12 protein-coding genes and 1 pseudogene are annotated in these 17,006 nt (G+C 66.8%); 6 read left to right on the plus strand and 7 right to left on the minus strand.

The window, feature by feature from the left end:
* Positions 1 to 24: 24 nt before the first annotated feature.
* The gene (locus FXN65_RS21220; protein ID WP_151136114.1) at positions 25 to 1,680 is read right to left on the minus strand and encodes a choline dehydrogenase; all 1,656 of its coding nucleotides are present in this window, start codon (positions 1,678 to 1,680) and stop codon (positions 25 to 27) included.
* Between the two features lie 22 nt (positions 1,681 to 1,702).
* Complete coding sequence (locus FXN65_RS21225) at positions 1,703 to 2,872, minus strand: aromatic ring-hydroxylating oxygenase subunit alpha (RefSeq protein ID WP_151136116.1); 1,170 nt, start codon at positions 2,870 to 2,872, stop codon at positions 1,703 to 1,705.
* 429 nt (positions 2,873 to 3,301) lie between these two features.
* Between FXN65_RS21225 and FXN65_RS28340 the strand changes: the two are divergent.
* Positions 3,302 to 3,502 (plus strand): annotated as a pseudogene (locus FXN65_RS28340) (glycine/betaine ABC transporter substrate-binding protein); the annotation flags it as partial.
* Positions 3,503 to 3,598: 96 nt separating this feature from the next.
* On the opposite strand, the gene FXN65_RS21235 reads toward FXN65_RS28340, so the two are convergent.
* Positions 3,599 to 4,408 carry a MerR family transcriptional regulator gene (locus tag FXN65_RS21235; protein ID WP_151136120.1) on the minus strand — a complete coding sequence of 270 codons (810 nt, stop codon included), beginning with the start codon at positions 4,406 to 4,408 and terminating at the stop codon, positions 3,599 to 3,601.
* Positions 4,409 to 4,669: 261 nt separating this feature from the next.
* On the opposite strand from FXN65_RS21235, the gene FXN65_RS21240 reads away from it, so the two are divergent.
* The 3 genes from FXN65_RS21240 to FXN65_RS21250 are packed head-to-tail and all read left to right on the plus strand — an operon-like array spanning position 4,670 to position 8,191.
* Positions 4,670 to 5,536: a M24 family metallopeptidase gene (locus FXN65_RS21240; RefSeq protein ID WP_151136122.1), complete on the plus strand. Its 867-nt coding sequence runs from the start codon at positions 4,670 to 4,672 to the stop codon at positions 5,534 to 5,536.
* Positions 5,533 to 7,296, plus strand: a complete 1,764-nt coding sequence (locus FXN65_RS21245; RefSeq protein WP_151136124.1) for an SDR family oxidoreductase — start codon at positions 5,533 to 5,535, stop codon at positions 7,294 to 7,296. Before FXN65_RS21240 ends, FXN65_RS21245 begins: the two co-directional genes overlap by 4 nt.
* Before the next feature lie 10 nt (positions 7,297 to 7,306).
* Complete coding sequence (locus FXN65_RS21250) at positions 7,307 to 8,191, plus strand: metal-dependent hydrolase (protein WP_151136126.1); 885 nt, start codon at positions 7,307 to 7,309, stop codon at positions 8,189 to 8,191.
* A 272-nt stretch (positions 8,192 to 8,463) separates the two neighbouring features.
* Here the strand turns inward: FXN65_RS21250 and rmuC are convergent, their stop codons facing one another.
* On the minus strand, positions 8,464 to 9,942 hold the full coding sequence (gene rmuC, locus FXN65_RS21255; RefSeq protein WP_151136128.1) for a DNA recombination protein RmuC: 1,479 nt from the start codon (positions 9,940 to 9,942) through the stop codon (positions 8,464 to 8,466).
* Between the two features lie 52 nt (positions 9,943 to 9,994).
* On the minus strand, positions 9,995 to 10,405 hold the full coding sequence (locus tag FXN65_RS21260) for a tetratricopeptide repeat protein (protein ID WP_151136130.1): 411 nt from the start codon (positions 10,403 to 10,405) through the stop codon (positions 9,995 to 9,997).
* 576 nt (positions 10,406 to 10,981) lie between these two features.
* Here FXN65_RS21260 and FXN65_RS21265 point away from each other — a divergent pair.
* Both FXN65_RS21265 and FXN65_RS21270 read left to right on the plus strand, forming a co-directional pair.
* Positions 10,982 to 11,464, plus strand: coding sequence for a GreA/GreB family elongation factor (locus tag FXN65_RS21265; protein ID WP_151136132.1), 483 nt, complete (start codon positions 10,982 to 10,984; stop codon positions 11,462 to 11,464).
* A 31-nt stretch (positions 11,465 to 11,495) separates the two neighbouring features.
* Positions 11,496 to 11,900: a hypothetical protein gene (locus FXN65_RS21270; RefSeq protein ID WP_151136134.1), complete on the plus strand. Its 405-nt coding sequence runs from the start codon at positions 11,496 to 11,498 to the stop codon at positions 11,898 to 11,900.
* 608 nt (positions 11,901 to 12,508) lie between these two features.
* On the opposite strand, the gene FXN65_RS21280 is transcribed toward FXN65_RS21270, so the two are convergent.
* On the minus strand, positions 12,509 to 15,589 hold the full coding sequence (locus tag FXN65_RS21280; RefSeq protein WP_151136138.1) for an error-prone DNA polymerase: 3,081 nt from the start codon (positions 15,587 to 15,589) through the stop codon (positions 12,509 to 12,511).
* Entirely contained in the window at positions 15,586 to 17,001 is a 1,416-nt protein-coding gene (locus FXN65_RS21285) for a Y-family DNA polymerase (RefSeq protein ID WP_151136140.1), read from the minus strand. The genes FXN65_RS21280 and FXN65_RS21285 overlap by 4 nt, the downstream gene beginning before the upstream one ends.
* Between the last annotated feature and the right edge of the window lie 5 nt (positions 17,002 to 17,006).

The raw sequence follows: 17,006 nt of genomic DNA on the forward strand, positions 1-17,006 counted from the left end.
CGGCACCTCTCTTGAGTGCTCTGGTTATCGTTGCTGTCCACGCCAATCCGAATGGGTCCACACCGGCACCCCGGCCGCAGGCAGGGGTGCCTGGCCCCGGATCATATCGCTGGCCTTCTCCGCGATCATCACGGTCGGCGCATTGGTGTTGCCGCTGACGATGATCGGCATGATCGAGGCGTCCACCACTCGCAGGCCTTCCAGCCCGTGCACCCGCAGCTGTGGATCGACCACCGCTTCCGGGTCCGACGCCGGCCCCATCTTGCAGGTGCCGCTGGCGTGGTAGCCGGTTTCGGTCACGCGCCGGGCCCAGGCGTCCAGGGCCTGGTCGCTGAGGTTCTCCGGCCCCGGTACCAGCTCCTTGCCTTTCAGTGCACGCATGGCCGGCTGCTCGATGATTTCCCGTACCAGCCGCGCGCCGGCACGCATATCGGCACGGTCCTGTTCGCTCTTCAGGTAGTTGAACTGGATGCGTGGCGACAGTCGCGGGTCGGCGCCGCGCAGGGTGACGCTGCCGAGGCTGGTGGGGCGCATCAGGTCGATATGGATCTGGAAGGCGTGCGCCGGCACCAGATCGACACTGCCCGGTTGCACCGCTAGCGGCATGAAGGTGAGTTGCAGGTCCGGGTGCTCGACGCCCGCCCGCGAGCGAATGAAGGCGCCGGCTTCGAAATGGTTGCTGGCGGCCAGGCCATCGTGGCTGACGAACCAGCGCGCACCGATCCACCATTTGCCCGGCGCACGGGTCCAGGGGTAGATGGACACCGGCTGCTTGCACAAGTACTGCACCACGGTGTCGGGGTGATCGTTGAGGCGCCGACCGACGCCGGGCAGGTCATGCACGAGCGGCAGGCCATGGGTGCGAATTTCCTCGGCCGGGCCGACGCCCGACAGCAACAGCAATTGCGGCGAGTTGATCGCCCCGGCGGCGAGTATCACCTCGCGGCGGGCGCGGGCCTGGTGCACCTCGCCGTTCTGCTCGTACTCGATGCCGCAGGCGCGGCGTCCCTCGAAGAGAATGCGCAGGCTGAGTGCGCCGGTCGCCACCGTGACATTGCCACGTTGCAGCGCCTCGGCCAGGTAGCCACGGGCGGTGCTCCAGCGCCTGCCTTTGCGGGTGGTGCGGTCCACCGGGCCGAAGCCTTCCTGGCGGAAGCCGTTGAGGTCACGGCTCTGCCCGTAGCCCGCTTCCACGCCGGCCTGGACGAAGGCGGAACAGAGCGGCGTATCGATATTGCCTGCGGTCACGTGCAGGTGCCCGGCGTCGCCGTGGTAGGCATTTGCGCCGTGCTCGTGGTTCTCCGCGCGGATGAAGTAGGGCAGCACTTCCTGGTAGCTCCAGCCGTGGCAGCCCTGCTCGGCCCAGTTGTCGTAGTCGCGGGCATGGCCCCGGATGTAGACCATGCCGTTGATGGACGAGGAACCACCCAGGGTTCGCCCGCGCGGCGTGCCGATGCGGCGATTGTCCAGCCAGGGCTCGGGTTCGCTGCTGTAGCTCCAGTTGTAGCGGCTGCCGCCGACGACGATGCCCACGGCCGAAGGCATGTCGATGGTCCAGCTCTGGTCCAGCGGACCGGCTTCCAGCACCAGCACCTTCACGCCGGGCTCGGCGCCCAGGCGGTTGGCCAGCACGCAGCCGGCCGAGCCTGCGCCGACGATCAGGTAATCGAACTCGGACATGGCGCGTCCTCCGGAAGCGGGCTCAGGCCCGCTCCTCGCCGTGGATGCCCTGGAACACCAGGCGATGGAAGTGATGCACCAGGTGCTCGCTCTCGTTGCTGCGCTGGGCGTCGATCATGTAGCGGCCCTGGTCGTAGCCGAGGGAATGCAGGCCCTTCTGCACGGTGATGTTGAGCTCGATGTCTTCCGGCCCCAGCTCTTCGTTCATCCAGCGCATGCAGGCCTTGCTGACTTCCGCCGTCTCCTCGTTCGAGCTGTAGTAGCCGAAGCGCAGCAGGGAGCGCTCGGCATCCAGCGGAATCATGATGAAGGTGCCGAGGAACTCGGAGAACGGGAAGGTGTAGAAGGTGTTGTTCGGCCACATGCCGATGTTGAAAAAGCACTCGTGCGGGTTCAGGTCTTCCCGCAGCTTCACCCCGTAGGCTTCGCCGGCCTGGAGGTTGGCCGGGGCGATGTAGGTCCACCAGTTGTCGCGCCTGGTCAGGCGGTAGCCCTTGAAGTCGATCAGCTTGGCCAGGTCGATGTGGCAGGGACCGGACAGCTTGAAGTGATAGCCCTCGATGGAGTTGTCCATGATCACCTTCCAGTTGGCCGGCACGATCACGTCCTGCTCCTCGATCAGGCGCATGCGGTCCAGGTCGGGGAAGACCCGGTGCATCTCCTCGTCGGCGCCGGGGAACAGCTCGGCCAGGGACGGCGCCTTGGGATCGAGGTTGAAGTAGATGAAGCCACCCAGTTCCTCCACCCGCACCTGCGGGATATTGAACTGCTGCAGCTCGAAGTCCTTCATGCGCTCGCAACGGGGGGCACTGCGCAGGCTGCCGTCCATCTCGTAGCACCAGGAATGGTAGGCGCAGCGCACCACGCCGCCGGTGGTGCCGCGACGGCCTTCCAGCAGGCGGTTGCCACGGTGCTGGCAGACGTTGTGGAAGGCTCGGATCTCGCCCTTCATGCCGCGCGCCACCACCACGCTCTGGTCGAACAGGTCCACCACCACGTACTGGCCCGGCTCGCGGAACTCACTCTTGTGCCCGGCCACATGCCAGGCGTGCATGAAAATGCGGTCGCGTTCGGCCTTGAACAGGCTCTCCTCGAAGAAGTAGCGCGACGGCAGGGTAAAGGCGGTTTCGGGGTCCTGTTCGGCCCAGCCTTCGATGGAGGTTTGCAGCTTGATGGCTTCGACGGATTGCATGATCGGTACTCCTCCCAGGTGGTGTTCGTGCGGCTCGGCGGCCTGCTTCGGGAGCCAATCTAGGGGAGCGAAAATGGGCGGAATTGACGTCAAGCGACGAGTTGCCAGCGCAAAAGATCAACACCCTCCCCCGCCGTTCCTGGCTGCGGCAGAAGATGTCGTTTCCTATCAAGTGGCCGGTTCAGCCCTCCCTATGCTCGGGCAGGCGAAGGGGCCCGAAGAGCCCCGCAGCATCCCGCTGACTTCTGCCATCGCCGCCCGATAGGAGCGTCAACCATGTCGAAGAACGTCCTGTGCCTGCTCGCTGCATCCCTGTTCACCAGCTACTCGCTGACCACGCCAGCGGCCGAGCCCGCCAGTTGCCAGACCGTGCGCATGGCGGAGGTCGGCTGGGCCGATATCTCCGCCACCACGGGCCTGGCCAGCACCCTGCTGAAGAACCTGGAGTTCAGCCTGGCCATGGAGAACCAGATCATGGGCGCCATTCTCGATGACAAGGAACAACCCGAAGCGGCTGCAAAAGCCTGGCTGAAAGCCAATCCAGAGGTGCTGGAGCAGTGGCTGGCGGGAGTGACGACCTATGACGGGGCGCAGGCGCTGCCGGCGGTGAGAGGAAGCCTGGGGCTGTAGGCATGACGCTCGCGGCAATCGCGTAGGGTGCGCTGCTCGCACCGCCTCGGCGTGCGCAGCCCGGTCCCGAAAAGAATGAATGGGTTCCCGTTGGCGTCAGCGCTTGAGGAAGCCTTTCAACAGCTCGCCCACCCGCTCGCCCAGTTCCTGGTTGGCCGAGAGCTGCAGGCCACGCGCCAGTTCGCTGTCCACCACCTGTTCCACCAGCGGACGCAGCGCCAGCAGCTGGCGATTGAGGTCATCCAGCTCACTGACATGGGGCAGGCTGCCGGACAGCAGCGGGTTGACCAGGTGCTCGACGATCATCCGCACGATGCCGGCGGACACCGGCTCCACCTGGCGGCGGATGGCGACGAACTGGGCCAGCAGCACGTCCAGCGGAATCCCGGAGCGGTAGAGCTGAACCCCGGCGCTGAACACGCGCGGATTGAGCACCCGCAGGTGGTCGCCGGCGAACTCGATCAGGCCCAGTTCGCGGGCGAGGTCCATATTGTCGTCGGTGAGATCGGCGCCAAACAGTGCCTGTACTTCGTCGAAGCCCAGGCGAGTGGGTTCCACCAGGTTCCAGGCGCCGACGATGGCCTGCTCCAACCCCAGCACGTGAGCCAGGTCCCGGCCCTGTTCCCAGGCGTCCAGCAGTTCGCGGATGCTGGCGATGCTGTAGCCGCGCTCCAGCAACTGGCCGATCAGCCGTAGCCGCGCGAGGTGCTCGCCATTGTAGATGCCGACCCTTCCGCGCCGCTCCGGTGGCGGCAGCAGGCCGCGATCCTGATAGGCGCGCAGGTTGCGTACCGTGGTGCCGGCCTCAAGGGCCAGTTCGTCCACCGTGTATTCGGCGTCCGGCACCGCCGGCGGTTCGGCGGCCTGGTTGAGGAGCCTGCTGAGAAAGGAGGGGACATTTTTCATGGGCCGGATCATATCGCCGCCCCTCTTCCGCCAACAACAGCCTCCGGATTGGCCCAACCATTGGCTGGACTTGTCATGGGACAGCATTCGCGGCGATGGAAAAACGCCGTCGCAGGCGCTCTATTTCAAGCCCTGCAACCATTCGGTAACGCGGTAACAGCGGTAGCTCCAAGCACCGGCAAGCTATGGCCAGGGCCGGAATTCCTGTTCAAGAATGACCGTGACATTGACTGATGTAACAGTCACGACACGGAGACTCCCATGCCCGCCCCTGCCCTCAGCGCCCAAGACCTTTCCGAGTTCCGCAATGTGCAGCAACTGGCCTACCGCTGCGCACAAGCCATCGCCGCCGAACTGAAACCCGGCATCAGCGAAAAGGAAGCCGCCGCCCTGATGAAGACCTGGTTGCAGGATCACGGTGTGCGCGACTGGTTCCACCAGCCCTTCGCCTGGTTCGGTCCACGCACCGCCTTCAAGGGCTTCGACGGATTGCGCCACCTGGGCGGCTTCAACCTGGCCTTCTACCCCGGCAAGCAGCGACTGGAGGAAGGCATGCCGTTCATCCTCGACTGCGCGCCTACCCTGGGCGCCTACACGGCGGATATCGGCTACTCCGGTGCCCTGGGCAGCAACCTCGTCGTCGAGCGCCTGATGGACGACCTGATGGAGCATCGCCAGCTGATCCTCGACCTCGTGCAGCAGCGCCAGCCGCTGGCCCGGGTCAGTCAGGCGGTGGACAGCCTCTGCGCCCGCCAGGGCACCCTGCCCCGGCACAAGGCCTATCCGTTCGAGGTGCTGGCCCACCGGGTGGAGAAGCTCGGCGAGCGCAAGCAGGGCCTGTCCATCGCCCGCTTCGGCGTGCGCAACATCTACACCCTGACCCGCAACGCGCTGATCACCGGCCGCCGCGAAGGCTGGTCGCCCCTGTGGTCGAGCAACAGCCGTTCGGAACATCCGCCAACACCCGGCCTCTGGGCGGTGGAACCGCACCTGGGCTTCCGTGGCGTCGGCGCCAAGTTCGAAGAACTTCTGGTGGTGACCGGGGACAGCGCCTTCTGGCTGGATGACGACCTGCCCCACGTGCGCCGCTGGCAGGCCCGCCAGCAGGGCAAGCAGGTGGCCGCATGAACGCGCCGCTGATGCTGGAACCCCAGCGCTTCGCCGTGAAGGGCGATGGCGTCGAACTGGCCGCCTACCGCTGGGGCAACGCCGCCGGCCCGACCCTGCTGCTGGTCCACGGCTATCCCGATAACCACGAGGTCTGGTTGCCGCTGATCCGCGAGCTGGCCGCCGACTGCCAGATCATCGCCTACGACGTACGTGGCGCCGGCGCCTCGGACATTCCGCGCAAGACCGGCAACTACCGGCTGGAGAAGCTGGCCAATGACCTGGAAGCGGTGATCAAGGCTGTCAGCCCCGATCGCCCGGTGCACCTGGTGGCCCACGACTGGGGCTCGATCCAGTCCTGGGAAGCGGTGACCGAACCCCGCATCCAGCCGCTGCTGGCCTCCTACACCACGATTTCCGGCCCCTGCCTCGATCATGTCGGCCACTGGATGCGCGCCCGCCTGAAGGAGAAGCGCCCGCGTGCGTTCGGCCAGGTCATCGGGCAACTGGTCAGTTCCTGGTACATCGGCTTCTTCCATACCCCACTGGTGCCTGAGCTGCTCTGGCGCGCCGGGCTGGCCCGCGCCTGGCCGACCCTGCTGCGGCGGCTGGAAGGCGTCCGCGAATCACGGCCCAATCCGACCCAGGCGTCCGATGGCCACCACGGGGTCAAGCTCTACCGCGCCAACTTCATCACCAGCCTGTTCCGCCCGCGCCAGCGCCCGACCGAGGTGCCGGTGCAACTGATCGTGCCCACCCGCGACCGCTTCGTCCGTCCGCAGCTGTTCCAGGATCTCGATCGCTGGGTACCGCGCCTGTGGCGCCGAGAGGTGGCCGCCGGCCACTGGCAACTGATGGCCGATCCGAGCCGCCTGGCCGGCTGGATCCGCGAGTTCGTCGATCACCTGGAAGGAGGCGACGCCAGCCGCGCCCTGCAACTGGCCAAGGTACGCCCCGGCAGTGGCAGCTTCGCCGGCAAGCTCGTACTGGTGACCGGTGCCGGCGGCGGTATCGGCCGCGCCACGCTGCTGGAATTCGCCGAGCGCGGCGCTAGCGTGCTGGCCGCCGATATCGACCTGGCCGCCGCCGAGCGCAGCGCGGAGCTGGCCAGGGCCCTGGGCGCCGAAGCCTGGGCCAGGCGGCTGGACGTCAGCGACAGCGCACAGATGGAGACCTTCGCCGCCTGGGTGCGGGACGCGTTCGGCAGCCCGGACCTGGTGGTCAACAACGCCGGCATCGGCATGGCCGGCGCCATGCTCGACACCCGCCCAGAGGATTGGGAACGCCTGCTGCGGGTCAACCTGTGGAGCGTGATCGACGGCTGCCGGCTGTTTGCCCGGCAGATGCTGGAGGCCGGCAAGGGCGGGCATATCGTCAACGTCGCCTCGGCGGCCGCCTTCGTGCCCTCGCGCAACTACGCCGCCTATGCCACCAGCAAGGCCGCGGTGCTGATGCTCAGCGAATGCCTGCGAGCCGAACTGGCCGGCAAGGGCATCGGTGTTACCGCGATCTGCCCGGGGCTGGTCAATACCGGAATCATCCAGGCCACCCGCTTCAACGGCCTGGACGGGGAAGCCGAAGCCAGGCGCAAGGCCAAGGTGCAGCGCCTCTACCAGCGCCGCAACCTCACCGCCGAAACCGTCGCCACCCGCATCGCCGATGCGGTGGAGCGCAACAAGCCGGTGCAGGCCGTGGGGAGCGAGGCCCATCTCAGCGTTGCCCAATGGCGCTTCGCCCCCTGGCTGTCGCGCCTGTTGGCGCGCCTCAACCTGTCTGCCTGAGGACCTGTCCATGAGCCAAGAGCATCACCGCCTCGAACAGCGCAAGGTGCGCTTCGACTTCGCCGACACGCCGCTGCACTGGGTGCCCGGCGAGCCGGAGGCTTCGCACATCATGAACACCCTGCACCTGATCCTGCCGGCCGGGGAATTCTGGTTCTGCCGGGTCTACAACAAGGCCCTGCCGCTGATCACCGACGAGCAGTTGCGCGAGGATGTGCGCGGTTTCGTGCGCCAGGAAGCCCAGCACGCCCGAGCCCACGACAGCGCGCTCACCCCCTACCTGGAACGCCACGGCATCGACCCGACGCCCTTCACCAGGGGCATCTACTGGCTGTTCGAGAAGGTGCTGTGCGACTACCCCCTGGGAGAAAACGCCTTCACCCGCTGGCTGCAGCCCTGGTGGCTGCGCCAGCGGGTTGGCCTGATCGCCGCGGTGGAACATTTCACCTGCGTGCTGGGCAACTGGATCATCACGACCCGCAGCCTGGACGACGCCGACCCGGTGATGCTCGACCTGCTGCGCTGGCACGGTGCCGAGGAGGTGGAACACCGCTGCGTGGCCCACGACCTGCACGTGCACCTGAAAGGCAACCTGCTGATGCGCTGGTTCTACATGCTGGTGGCCAGCGGTGCGCTGATCTTCCTGTTCAGCCAGTCCATGCGCACGCTGATGCGCCAGGACCCGTCCACCCGCTACCACCGGGGCTTCCTCCGCCTCTGGCACGCCCTGGGCAAGCGCGACATGCTGCCGCCCATGGGCAGCATCGGCGTGGCGGTGCTGCGCTACTTCCGGCCGGGCTTCCATCCCCGCACCGAAGGCGACCTGCGGGTGGCGCTGGATTACCTGGCAAGCTCCCCTGCCGCGCAGCGGGCTGCGGCGGAGGCGGCGGGTTGAAGTTGGTGGGATGAATTTGTGCGCGATGGGGAGGGAGGTGTGGCCGAGAAGTCCGCCCTCTTCTACCCCGGCCGCCGCTCTGCGCCCCAGAGGGAGAGTGAGCCGTCCGTACCGGCGTTAGCCTGGGCACTTCCCGGTAGGAGCGAATTCATTCGCGAAATGGCAGAGCACCGAGCCAGCCGGTGGCTGGCCCTCACCCCCCGGCCCACCCCCGGCACAATCCCGAACGGGCGAATTCATTCGCCAGGCAGGCCGCAGGCCTGTCCCATGACTCACCCCTCGAACTGCTCATCCAGCAGCGGCAACCCCGCTGCCCTTTCCAGCAGGTCGTTCGGCAGGCTCTTGCTGGCGCGGGCGCCAAGCAGCTTGAGGTTTTCCACCCGGCCGATGAGGTTGCCACGGCCTTCCACCAGCTTGTTGCGGGCGTTGGCGTAGGCCTTGTCCAGCTGTTGCAGGCGGCTGCCCATCTCGTCCAGGTCCTGGACGAAGGCGACGAACTTGTCGTACAGCGCCCCGGCTCGCTCGGCGATCTCGCGGGCGTTCTGGCTCTGCCGCTCCTGGCGCCAGAGGCTGTCGATCACCCGCAGGGTGGCCAGCAAAGTGGTCGGACTGACGATCACGATGTGCTGCTCGAAGGCTTCCTGGAACAGCCCCGGATCGGCCTGCAGGGCGGCGGCGAAGGCGGCCTCGATGGGCACGAACAGCAGCACGAAGTCCAGGCTGTGCAGTCCATCCAGACGCTGGTAGTCCTTTACCGACAGACCCTTGAGGTGGCTGCGCAAGGACAGCACGTGCTGCTTCAGGGCCTGGTTACGGGCAGCTTCGTCGTCGGCGGCGATCAGCGCCTGGTAGGCGGTGAGGCTGACCTTGGCGTCCACCACCACCTGCTTGTCGCCCGGCAGCTGGATCAGTACGTCAGGCTGGAAACGCTCGCCCTCGGCACTCTTCAGGCTGACCTGGGTCTGGTATTCGCGGCCCTTCTCCAGGCCGGCATGCTCCAGCACCCGCTCCAGCACCAGCTCGCCCCAGTTGCCCTGGGTCTTCTGGCCTTTCAGGGCGCGGGTCAGGTTGGTGGCTTCGTCGCCCAGGCGCTGGTTGAGCTGTTGCAGGCGCTCCAGCTCCTTGCCCAGGGAGAAGCGCTCGCGGGCTTCCTGCTGATAGCTCTCTTCCACCCGCTTCTCGAAGGCCTGGATGCGTTCCTTGAGCGGATCGAGCAACTGGCCAAGGCGCTGCTGGCTGGTTTCGGCGAAGCGCTGCTCGCGCTCGTCGAAGATTTTCCCGGCCAGTTCGGCGAACTGCGCCCGCAGATCGTCACGAGCCGCCTGCAGGTCGGTCATGCGCTGCTCGTGGGACTCGCGCTGCTCCCGCAGCTCGGCTTCCAGGCTGGCACGGTCGGCATCCAGGCGGCGCAGCTCGGCGTCCTTGCGCTCGCGCTCCTGGTTCCAGGCCAGCAAGGCTTCCCGGGCGCTTTGGCGCTCTACGCCGAGCAGCTCGGCCTCGCGGCGCAGGGCTGCCAGTTCGGCCTGCTGGGCGGCATTGAGATGGTTGAGCTCGCGATTTTCCTCGCGGCTGTCGTCCAGTTGGACGGCGAGCCCGTCCTGGGCCAGTTGGGCATTGGCCAGGCGCTCTTCGAGCAGGGTCTGTTCGGTTTGCAAGGCGGTGAGCTTGCGCTGCTGCTGCCAGGCCAGGCCCAGGAGGGGGACGGCGGCGGCGAGCAGGCCGATCAACAGGTTGGGGATATCTAGGGGCATGAGCGGCTCCGCGCTGGAATGCCGGGAGTATACCCAGCGGCGCGCGGCGCGATCAGGAATGCTGAGGAAGGCGGCTGAGCAGGCGTTTGGCTTCGTGGGAACCCTGGGAAGCGGCCTGTTCCAGCCAGTGGCGGGCCTGCTCGGGTTCGTTGACGCGGGGCTGACTGCACAGGCGCCCCAATTCAAGCTGTGCACGGCGGTCGCCGGCGCGGGCGGCCTGGCGCAGCATGTCCAGGCCGATGCGGCGGTCGCGCTGGTTGCCGCAGTCGCGGCAGAGCATCTGCCCCAGGCGGCTTTGCGCCACGACCACGCCTTCCCGTGCCGGCTGCTTGAGCAACTTGCCAGCGATCCGCTTCACGCTCTGCGCCTGTCCCAGGCGCGGGCTGTCCAGCAGCCAGAGGGCAACGCGGGTGGGCAGGGTTTGCTGGCTGGAAACGGACTCAGCGGGGACGCGGAACTTCATGAAAAAGGGCAGGTGGCCGGAAAGGCGCGCAACTCTACTCCTTTTTCGTGGCAGGTAAAGTCTTGCAATTGCCGCAGGTGGCGTTCTAGAGCAAGTGCTCAGGACAAATCCACAGAACCTGTGGATAACTCTGTTGAGAAGATGCTCGAAACGTCACCGAGTGCTCATGGCTCGTGGCCTCCGCTCAAACTGATGATTTTTTCACCAATTATAAAAATCCTTATTTTTCATGTAGTTACGAAATCATCGCTGAGAATCAAGCGCTTACGGGGTATTTCACCAGCGCTTTGCGAGGCTGCATCGCAACTGTGCACAACTTGAAACTGTCAAGCCCCTACGCGCCCCGTTGCGGGGCATTTTGCTCTGAAAAGCGCCTGGAACCTGTGTTGCACGTGCGTTCCAGACGGCGACGAATGGCATGAAAAACGCGCTCCGGGCACTCTCCGGAAGCTGGTACTAACGTCCTTCTGCGCCAACACTGTGCACAAGTTCGTCCTCCTCTTGTACGAACCCGTTTTCCTCCCGCACGGGAAGGCTTTTAGAATGCCGGATCCGGCCCTTCGACCCCTTCTGCCCATGGACAAAGCCCGCATCCATCGCCTGATCCTCGACAAGCTCGCCGCCGACCTGCAATTGCTGCAACGCGCTGCGCAGACCGCCTATGAGGCGGCTACCCACGAGGAGAACATCGCCGAGAACAAGTACGACACCCTCGGCCTGGAAGCCTCCTACCTGGCCACCGGCCAGGCGCGCCGTGCCGCGGAGATCAGGCAGGCACTGGGGCTGTTCGAGAGCCTCAACCTGCGCCCCTTCGACCCGGCGCGCGGTATTCAGCTCAGCGCGCTGGTGCTCCTGGCAGCCGAGGATGGCAGTGAACAGCGGTTGTTCCTCGGCCCCGAGGCCGCCGGCCTGAAAGTGGTCGAGGAAGGCGAGGAAATCACCGTGATCAGCCCGCGCTCACCCCTGGGCCAGGCGCTGCTGGGCAAGGCCGCAGGCGCCGAGGTGACCTTGACCATCGGCAACGGCCAGCAGACCTTCGAGGTGCTGGAGGTACACTGAATACCTGCCGCCACACCGTTCTGGAGGCTCCATGGCTCGCCCACGTCGCATCCTGCGCATCAGTTTCAATCCTCTGGTCCTGACCCTCAGCGTCGCCCTGGGGGTCTGGCTCGGTTTCATCGCCATCGGCCTGACCGGCTACTTCGGTTACCAGCTCTACGCAGGCGGCAACAAGGCACCGGTGGCGGAGGTCTTCATCCCGCCCCCTGCTCCACCGCAAGCGGAACCGGCGCCCGCGCCGCCGAGCACAGGCGAAGAGCGCCTGCAGAAGTACGAGGAAAACTACAACGCCGCCCAGCGCGCGGACAACGAGCGCCAGGAGCGGCTGGAGGAACAGCGCCGGCTGAGCGATACCAAGTGCCAGTTCTGGACCGAGCAATACCGTAACGCGCCGACCGAGAAGGCCAAGCGCAACATGGCACAGGAGTGTGGTTAGCAGGCGCACCTCGTCTGATTCCAGTGTGCCAGCCGACCAAAGGCAGCCGGCTTCAATTGGCCGTCACACTGGCCCGGCTAGACTCATGTCGTGCGCCCTCCACTTCGGCGCCAGAGGCGGTTCGCAATGGGTCCCGAAATTTTCATAGCCCTGATGATCATGGGCTGGCTGCTGGCAGCGGTCGCGTTGCTGTGGGCCATGCTCAGGATCTCCCACCATCACCACCACCATCACGGCCGGTCTTCGCCCCCCCACTCTTCCCGCTCGTTCCGACGGCACAAGGCGAAGAACGCACCGGTTGTCCCGCACTGAACTCCTTGTAGAGCTGGGGGGCGCGACGCGCCCCTTGGCGAATGAATTCGTCCCTACAAGATTCGCCAATGCGCAGGCATTTTCGGTGAAACAGGTCTCGTCGTAAGCAGGCTGGAGCTTCCGGTTCTCACCTGTCCCTGTGGGAGCGATTTCAATCGCGAATGAATTCGCTCCCACGGGGGTTGATGTTCGATCGAAGAGTCCGCAAACGCCGTCCAGTACGCGCGCAATCCGTAGGGTGGGTTGAGCCTGCGATACCCATCTTTCGCTGCCAATGGGTGGCGATCTTCTTCGATCTAGTGGAAATCCCGACTTCTCACGTCCAGCCCCGACAGCAGCGGCGTCAGGTCGTGCAGGCGGCGGGCGATGAGGTGGCGAACGCCATCCACCGACTCCAGGCGACCGTCCACCTGCAATAGCCGGGAGCCCACCAGTACCCGGCGCTGGCGTTCGGCCAGGTCGTGCCAGACCACCACATTGACCATGCCGTGTTCGTCTTCCAGGGTGACGAAGATCACCCCGCTGGCGGTCTGCGGGCGCTGGCGCCCGACCACCAGGCCGGCGACGCTGAGGTTCCGTCCGTGATCCACCGCCAGCAGCTCCCGCGAGCTGCGGCAGCGCCGCTTGCGCAAGGCCGCGCGCAGCAGGGAAACGGGGTGCGGCCCGAGGGTGGTGCCCAGGGTGGCGTAGTCGGTGAGCATGTCTTCGCCCACGCTGGGCAGCGGCAGGGCCACCTGCATTTCTTCCTGCTCCGGCAGGCCGGCGAAGAGCGGTGCCTGCACCTCCACCCCGGCGACCGCCCAGCGTGCCCGGTGACGGTGCCCGGCCAGGCCGCGCAGGGCGCCGGAGTCGGCCAATAGTTCGCGGGCGCGGGCGTCCAGATGGGCACGCTGGACCAGGTCACCGACACTGCTGAAGGGGGCGGCCTGCCGCAGGGTCTCCATGCGCCTGGCATCGTCCTCGCGAAACCCCCGCACCATCCGCAGCCCCAGGCGAATGGCCGGTTCGCCCTCCTCGCCCGCCGGCTCCAGGGAGCAATCCCAGTCGGAATGACGCACATCCACCGGACGCACCACGATCCTGTGGCGGCGGGCATCCTGCAGCACCTGGTCGGGGCTGTAGAAGCCCATCGGCCAGCTGTTGATCAGGGCGCAGGCATAGGCGGCCGGCTCGTGGCATTTCAGCCAGCAGCTGGCATAGGTGAGCAGGGCGAAACTGGCGGCATGGGATTCGGGGAAACCGTAGCTGCCGAAGCCCTTGATCTGCTCGAAGATCCGCTCGATGAAGTCCGGCTCGTAGCCCTTGGCGAGCATCCGCGACGTCAGCCGCTGACGGTGGTGCTCCAGGCCGCCATGACGCTTCCAGGCAGCCATGTTGCGGCGCAGTTCGTCCGCCTCGCCGGGCGTGTAGTCGGCGGCGACTATGGCCAGCTGCATCACCTGTTCCTGGAACAGCGGCACACCCAGGGTGCGCTCGAACACCGGGATCAGCTCGTCCTTGGGATAGGTCACCTCTTCCTTTCCCTTACGCCGACGCAGGTAGGGATGGACCATGTTCCCCTGGATCGGCCCCGGACGGACGATGGCGACCTGGATCACCAGGTCGTAGAACTCCCTGGGTTTCAGTCGCGGCAGCATGGACATCTGCGCCCGCGACTCGATCTGGAATACGCCGATGGTGTCGGCGCGACCGATCATGTCGTAGGTGGCCTCGTCCTCCTTGGGCAGGGTGGCGATGGTCCACCGGATGCCGCGATAGCGCTCGATCAGGGCGAAGCAGCGGCGTAGCGCGCTGAGCATGCCCAGCGCCAGCACGTCCACTTTCAGCAGCCCCACCAGGTCGAGGTCGTCCTTGTCCCACTGGATGACGGTGCGCTCGGCCATGGTGGCGTTTTCCACCGGCACCAGGCTGTCCAGCGGCGCTTCGGAAATCACGAAGCCGCCGGGGTGCTGGGACAGGTGGCGGGGAAAGCCGATCAGCTCGTTGGTCAGCGTCACGACCCGGCGCAGCACCGGGCTTTCCGGGTCGAAACCCACTTCCCGCAGACGCTCCGCCGAAGGCCCCTTGTCGCTCCAGCCGCCGCAGCAATCGGCCAGGGCATTGACCTGGTCCGGCGGCAAGCCGAGCGCCTTGGCCACATCGCGTACCGCGCCAGCGCCGTGGTAGGTGTTGACCACCGCCGTGAGCGCCGCCCGGCCCCGCCCGTAGCGGCGGAACAGGTACTGGATGACCTCCTCGCGGCGCTCGTGCTCGAAGTCGACGTCGATATCCGGCGGCTCGTTGCGCTCCTTCGACATGAAGCGCTCGAACAGGAGTTCGGTGAAGACACAGGGATCCAGCTCGGTGATCCCCAGGGCGAAGCACACCACCGAGTTGGCCGCCGAGCCGCGTCCCTGGCAGAGGATGTCCTGGCGGCGGGCGAATTCGACTATGTCGTGCACCGTGAGGAAGTAGCTCTCGTAGCCCAGTTCGGTGATCAGCGCGAGTTCCTTTTCCACCAGCGCCCGCGCCTTGGCCGGCACGCCGTCGGGCCAGCGTCGCAGCAATCCCTTCTCGGTGGCGGCACGCAGCCAGGTGCTGGGACTATGCCCTTCCGGCACCAGCTCGCGGGGGTACTGGTAATCCAGCTGGCTCAGGCTGAACTCGCAGCGACGGGCGATGCACAGCGATTCGGCCAACAGCTGCGCCGGGTAGAGGCCAGCCAGCACCTCACGACGGCGCAGGTGGCGCTCGCCATTGGGGAACAGCCGCAGCCCGGCCTCGGCCACCGTGCAGTGATGGCGCACGGCGGTCATGCAGTCCTGCAGGGCGCGGCGGCCACGGGCATGCATGTGCACATCGCCAGTCGCCACGGGCGGGATGCCGACGCGCTCGGCCAGGGCCAGCAGGCGCTCCAGGCGGCCGGCATCGTCCGGCCCCTGGTGCAGTTCCACCGCCAGCCACAGGCGTTCGGAGAAGCACTGGCGCAGCCAGGGGCCTTCGCGGTCGTCGTCTTCCCGGTCCGGCACCCAGAGGGCCAGCAGGCCATCCGTGGGCTCGGCCAGGTCGTCGCGCAACAGGCGGTACTCGCCCTTCTTCGCCCGTCGCCGGGCCTGGGTGATGAGCCGGCAAAGGCGCTGGTAGCCGGCCAGGTTCTCCACCAGCAGCACCAGCTTCGGACCGCCCTCGACCCGCACTTCGCTGCCGATCACCAGGGGCAACCCGCTCTTCTTCGAGGCCTGCCAGGCGCGGACGATGCCGGCCAGGGTGCATTCGTCGGTGATCGCCAGGGCTTCGTAGCCATGATCCTTCGCGCGCATGAACAGCTCCTCGGCACTGGAGGCGCCGCGCTGGAAGCTGAAGTTGGACAAGCAGTGCAGCTCGGCGTAGGCGTTCATGCGAACCAGCCGTGCAACAGCAGCGGCCCCTCCCCGTTCACTGTGCGGAAGGCCCAGCCACGCTGGCCAGCGCGGGTTTCCACCAGGTAGTAGTCGCGACGCACGTCGCCGCCATCCCACCAGCCGGACTCGATGCGTTCGGGGCCGGCGAGGATGCGGACGGACGAGTCCCGCAGGGGCACCGGTTCACGCAACAACCAGCCGGGGCGGGGCGGACCAGGCAGGAGCGGTGCCTGCGGGCCCTGTGCATCCAGTTGCCAGGCGCATTCGGGACGGTGATCGGCACGGGCAGCCAGGCCGTGCACCGCGTCGTCTCCCAAACGTGCCCGCAGGCGTTCGCGCAATTGCTCCCAGGGCAGGGATTGCTGCGGGCGCTCGTCGAACAGCTCGCGCCGCTCCGGGACGAAGGCCGGCAGGTCCCGCGCCTGCAGGCGGAAGGCACGCACCGGGGCCGGCACCTGCAACTGCTCCAGGCGCCCACGGGCCAGTTCGAAGAGCATGGCCGCCTCGCGCTCGGCGCTGAGCAGCCCCACCGGCACCCGGGTTTCCGGCAGATCGCGGTGTTCCAGATGGAGGGTGAAGCGCTGCACGCCGCTGTCACGGCAGGCGAGGAACGCGGCCAGGTCAGCGGTGAGACGGCGCAGGGGGAACAGCAGCGCCTGGTGGGATTCCACCTCGAAGTTCAGCTCGATGCGCAGGTCGAACTCATCCGGCGGCCGATAACACTCCAGCGCCAGGGGACGGTCGCCCAGCAAGGTATCGAGGTGCTGCAGCACTTCGGCGGGAAAGCGCCTGGCCACCGTCTCGCGGGGCAGCTGCAGCACCTGTTCCAGGTGGCGCAGGCCCATGCGGGCGAAGGCGGTGGCGGCCTCCCGGGCCAGGCCGGCGCGATCCACCGGCATGCGCCCGAGGGCTTCACGCAGTTCACCCTGATTCGCCACCGCCAGGCCGTCGTAGGCGTTGGCCAGCACCCGCGCCGCCGCCGGGTTGGGCGCAACGACGATGCGATGACGAAAGCCCAGGGCTGCCAGTTCCCGCCGTAACCTGGCCTCGAAGCGTGGCCAGGGACCGAACAGGGCGAAGCTGGATTCCACCTCCAGCAGCAGGCAGCGCGGATAGCGCAGGCTGACCTGGGAACTGAAGCGATAGGCCCAGGCGGCCAGCAGTTGCTGCCAGTGCTCGATCCGCGCCGGGTCGTACTCCACCAGGGTGAAATCACGAGTCAGGGCGTGGGCGGCGGTCAGCGACTGGCCAGGGCGCAGCCCCAGGGCCTTGGCCGTCGGGTTGAGGGCACGCAGCACGCGGCGCTGGGGCGTGCCCGTCACCAGCGCCAGGGGCGCTTCGGGGTCGGGATGGACGCGCAGCACGCCATCCAGCGCCAACTGCGGCAGCAATATGCAGGCCCAGCGCATGACGG

Source organism: Pseudomonas lalkuanensis (genome assembly GCF_008807375.1).
Classification (GTDB): Bacteria; Pseudomonadota; Gammaproteobacteria; order Pseudomonadales; family Pseudomonadaceae; genus Metapseudomonas; species Metapseudomonas lalkuanensis.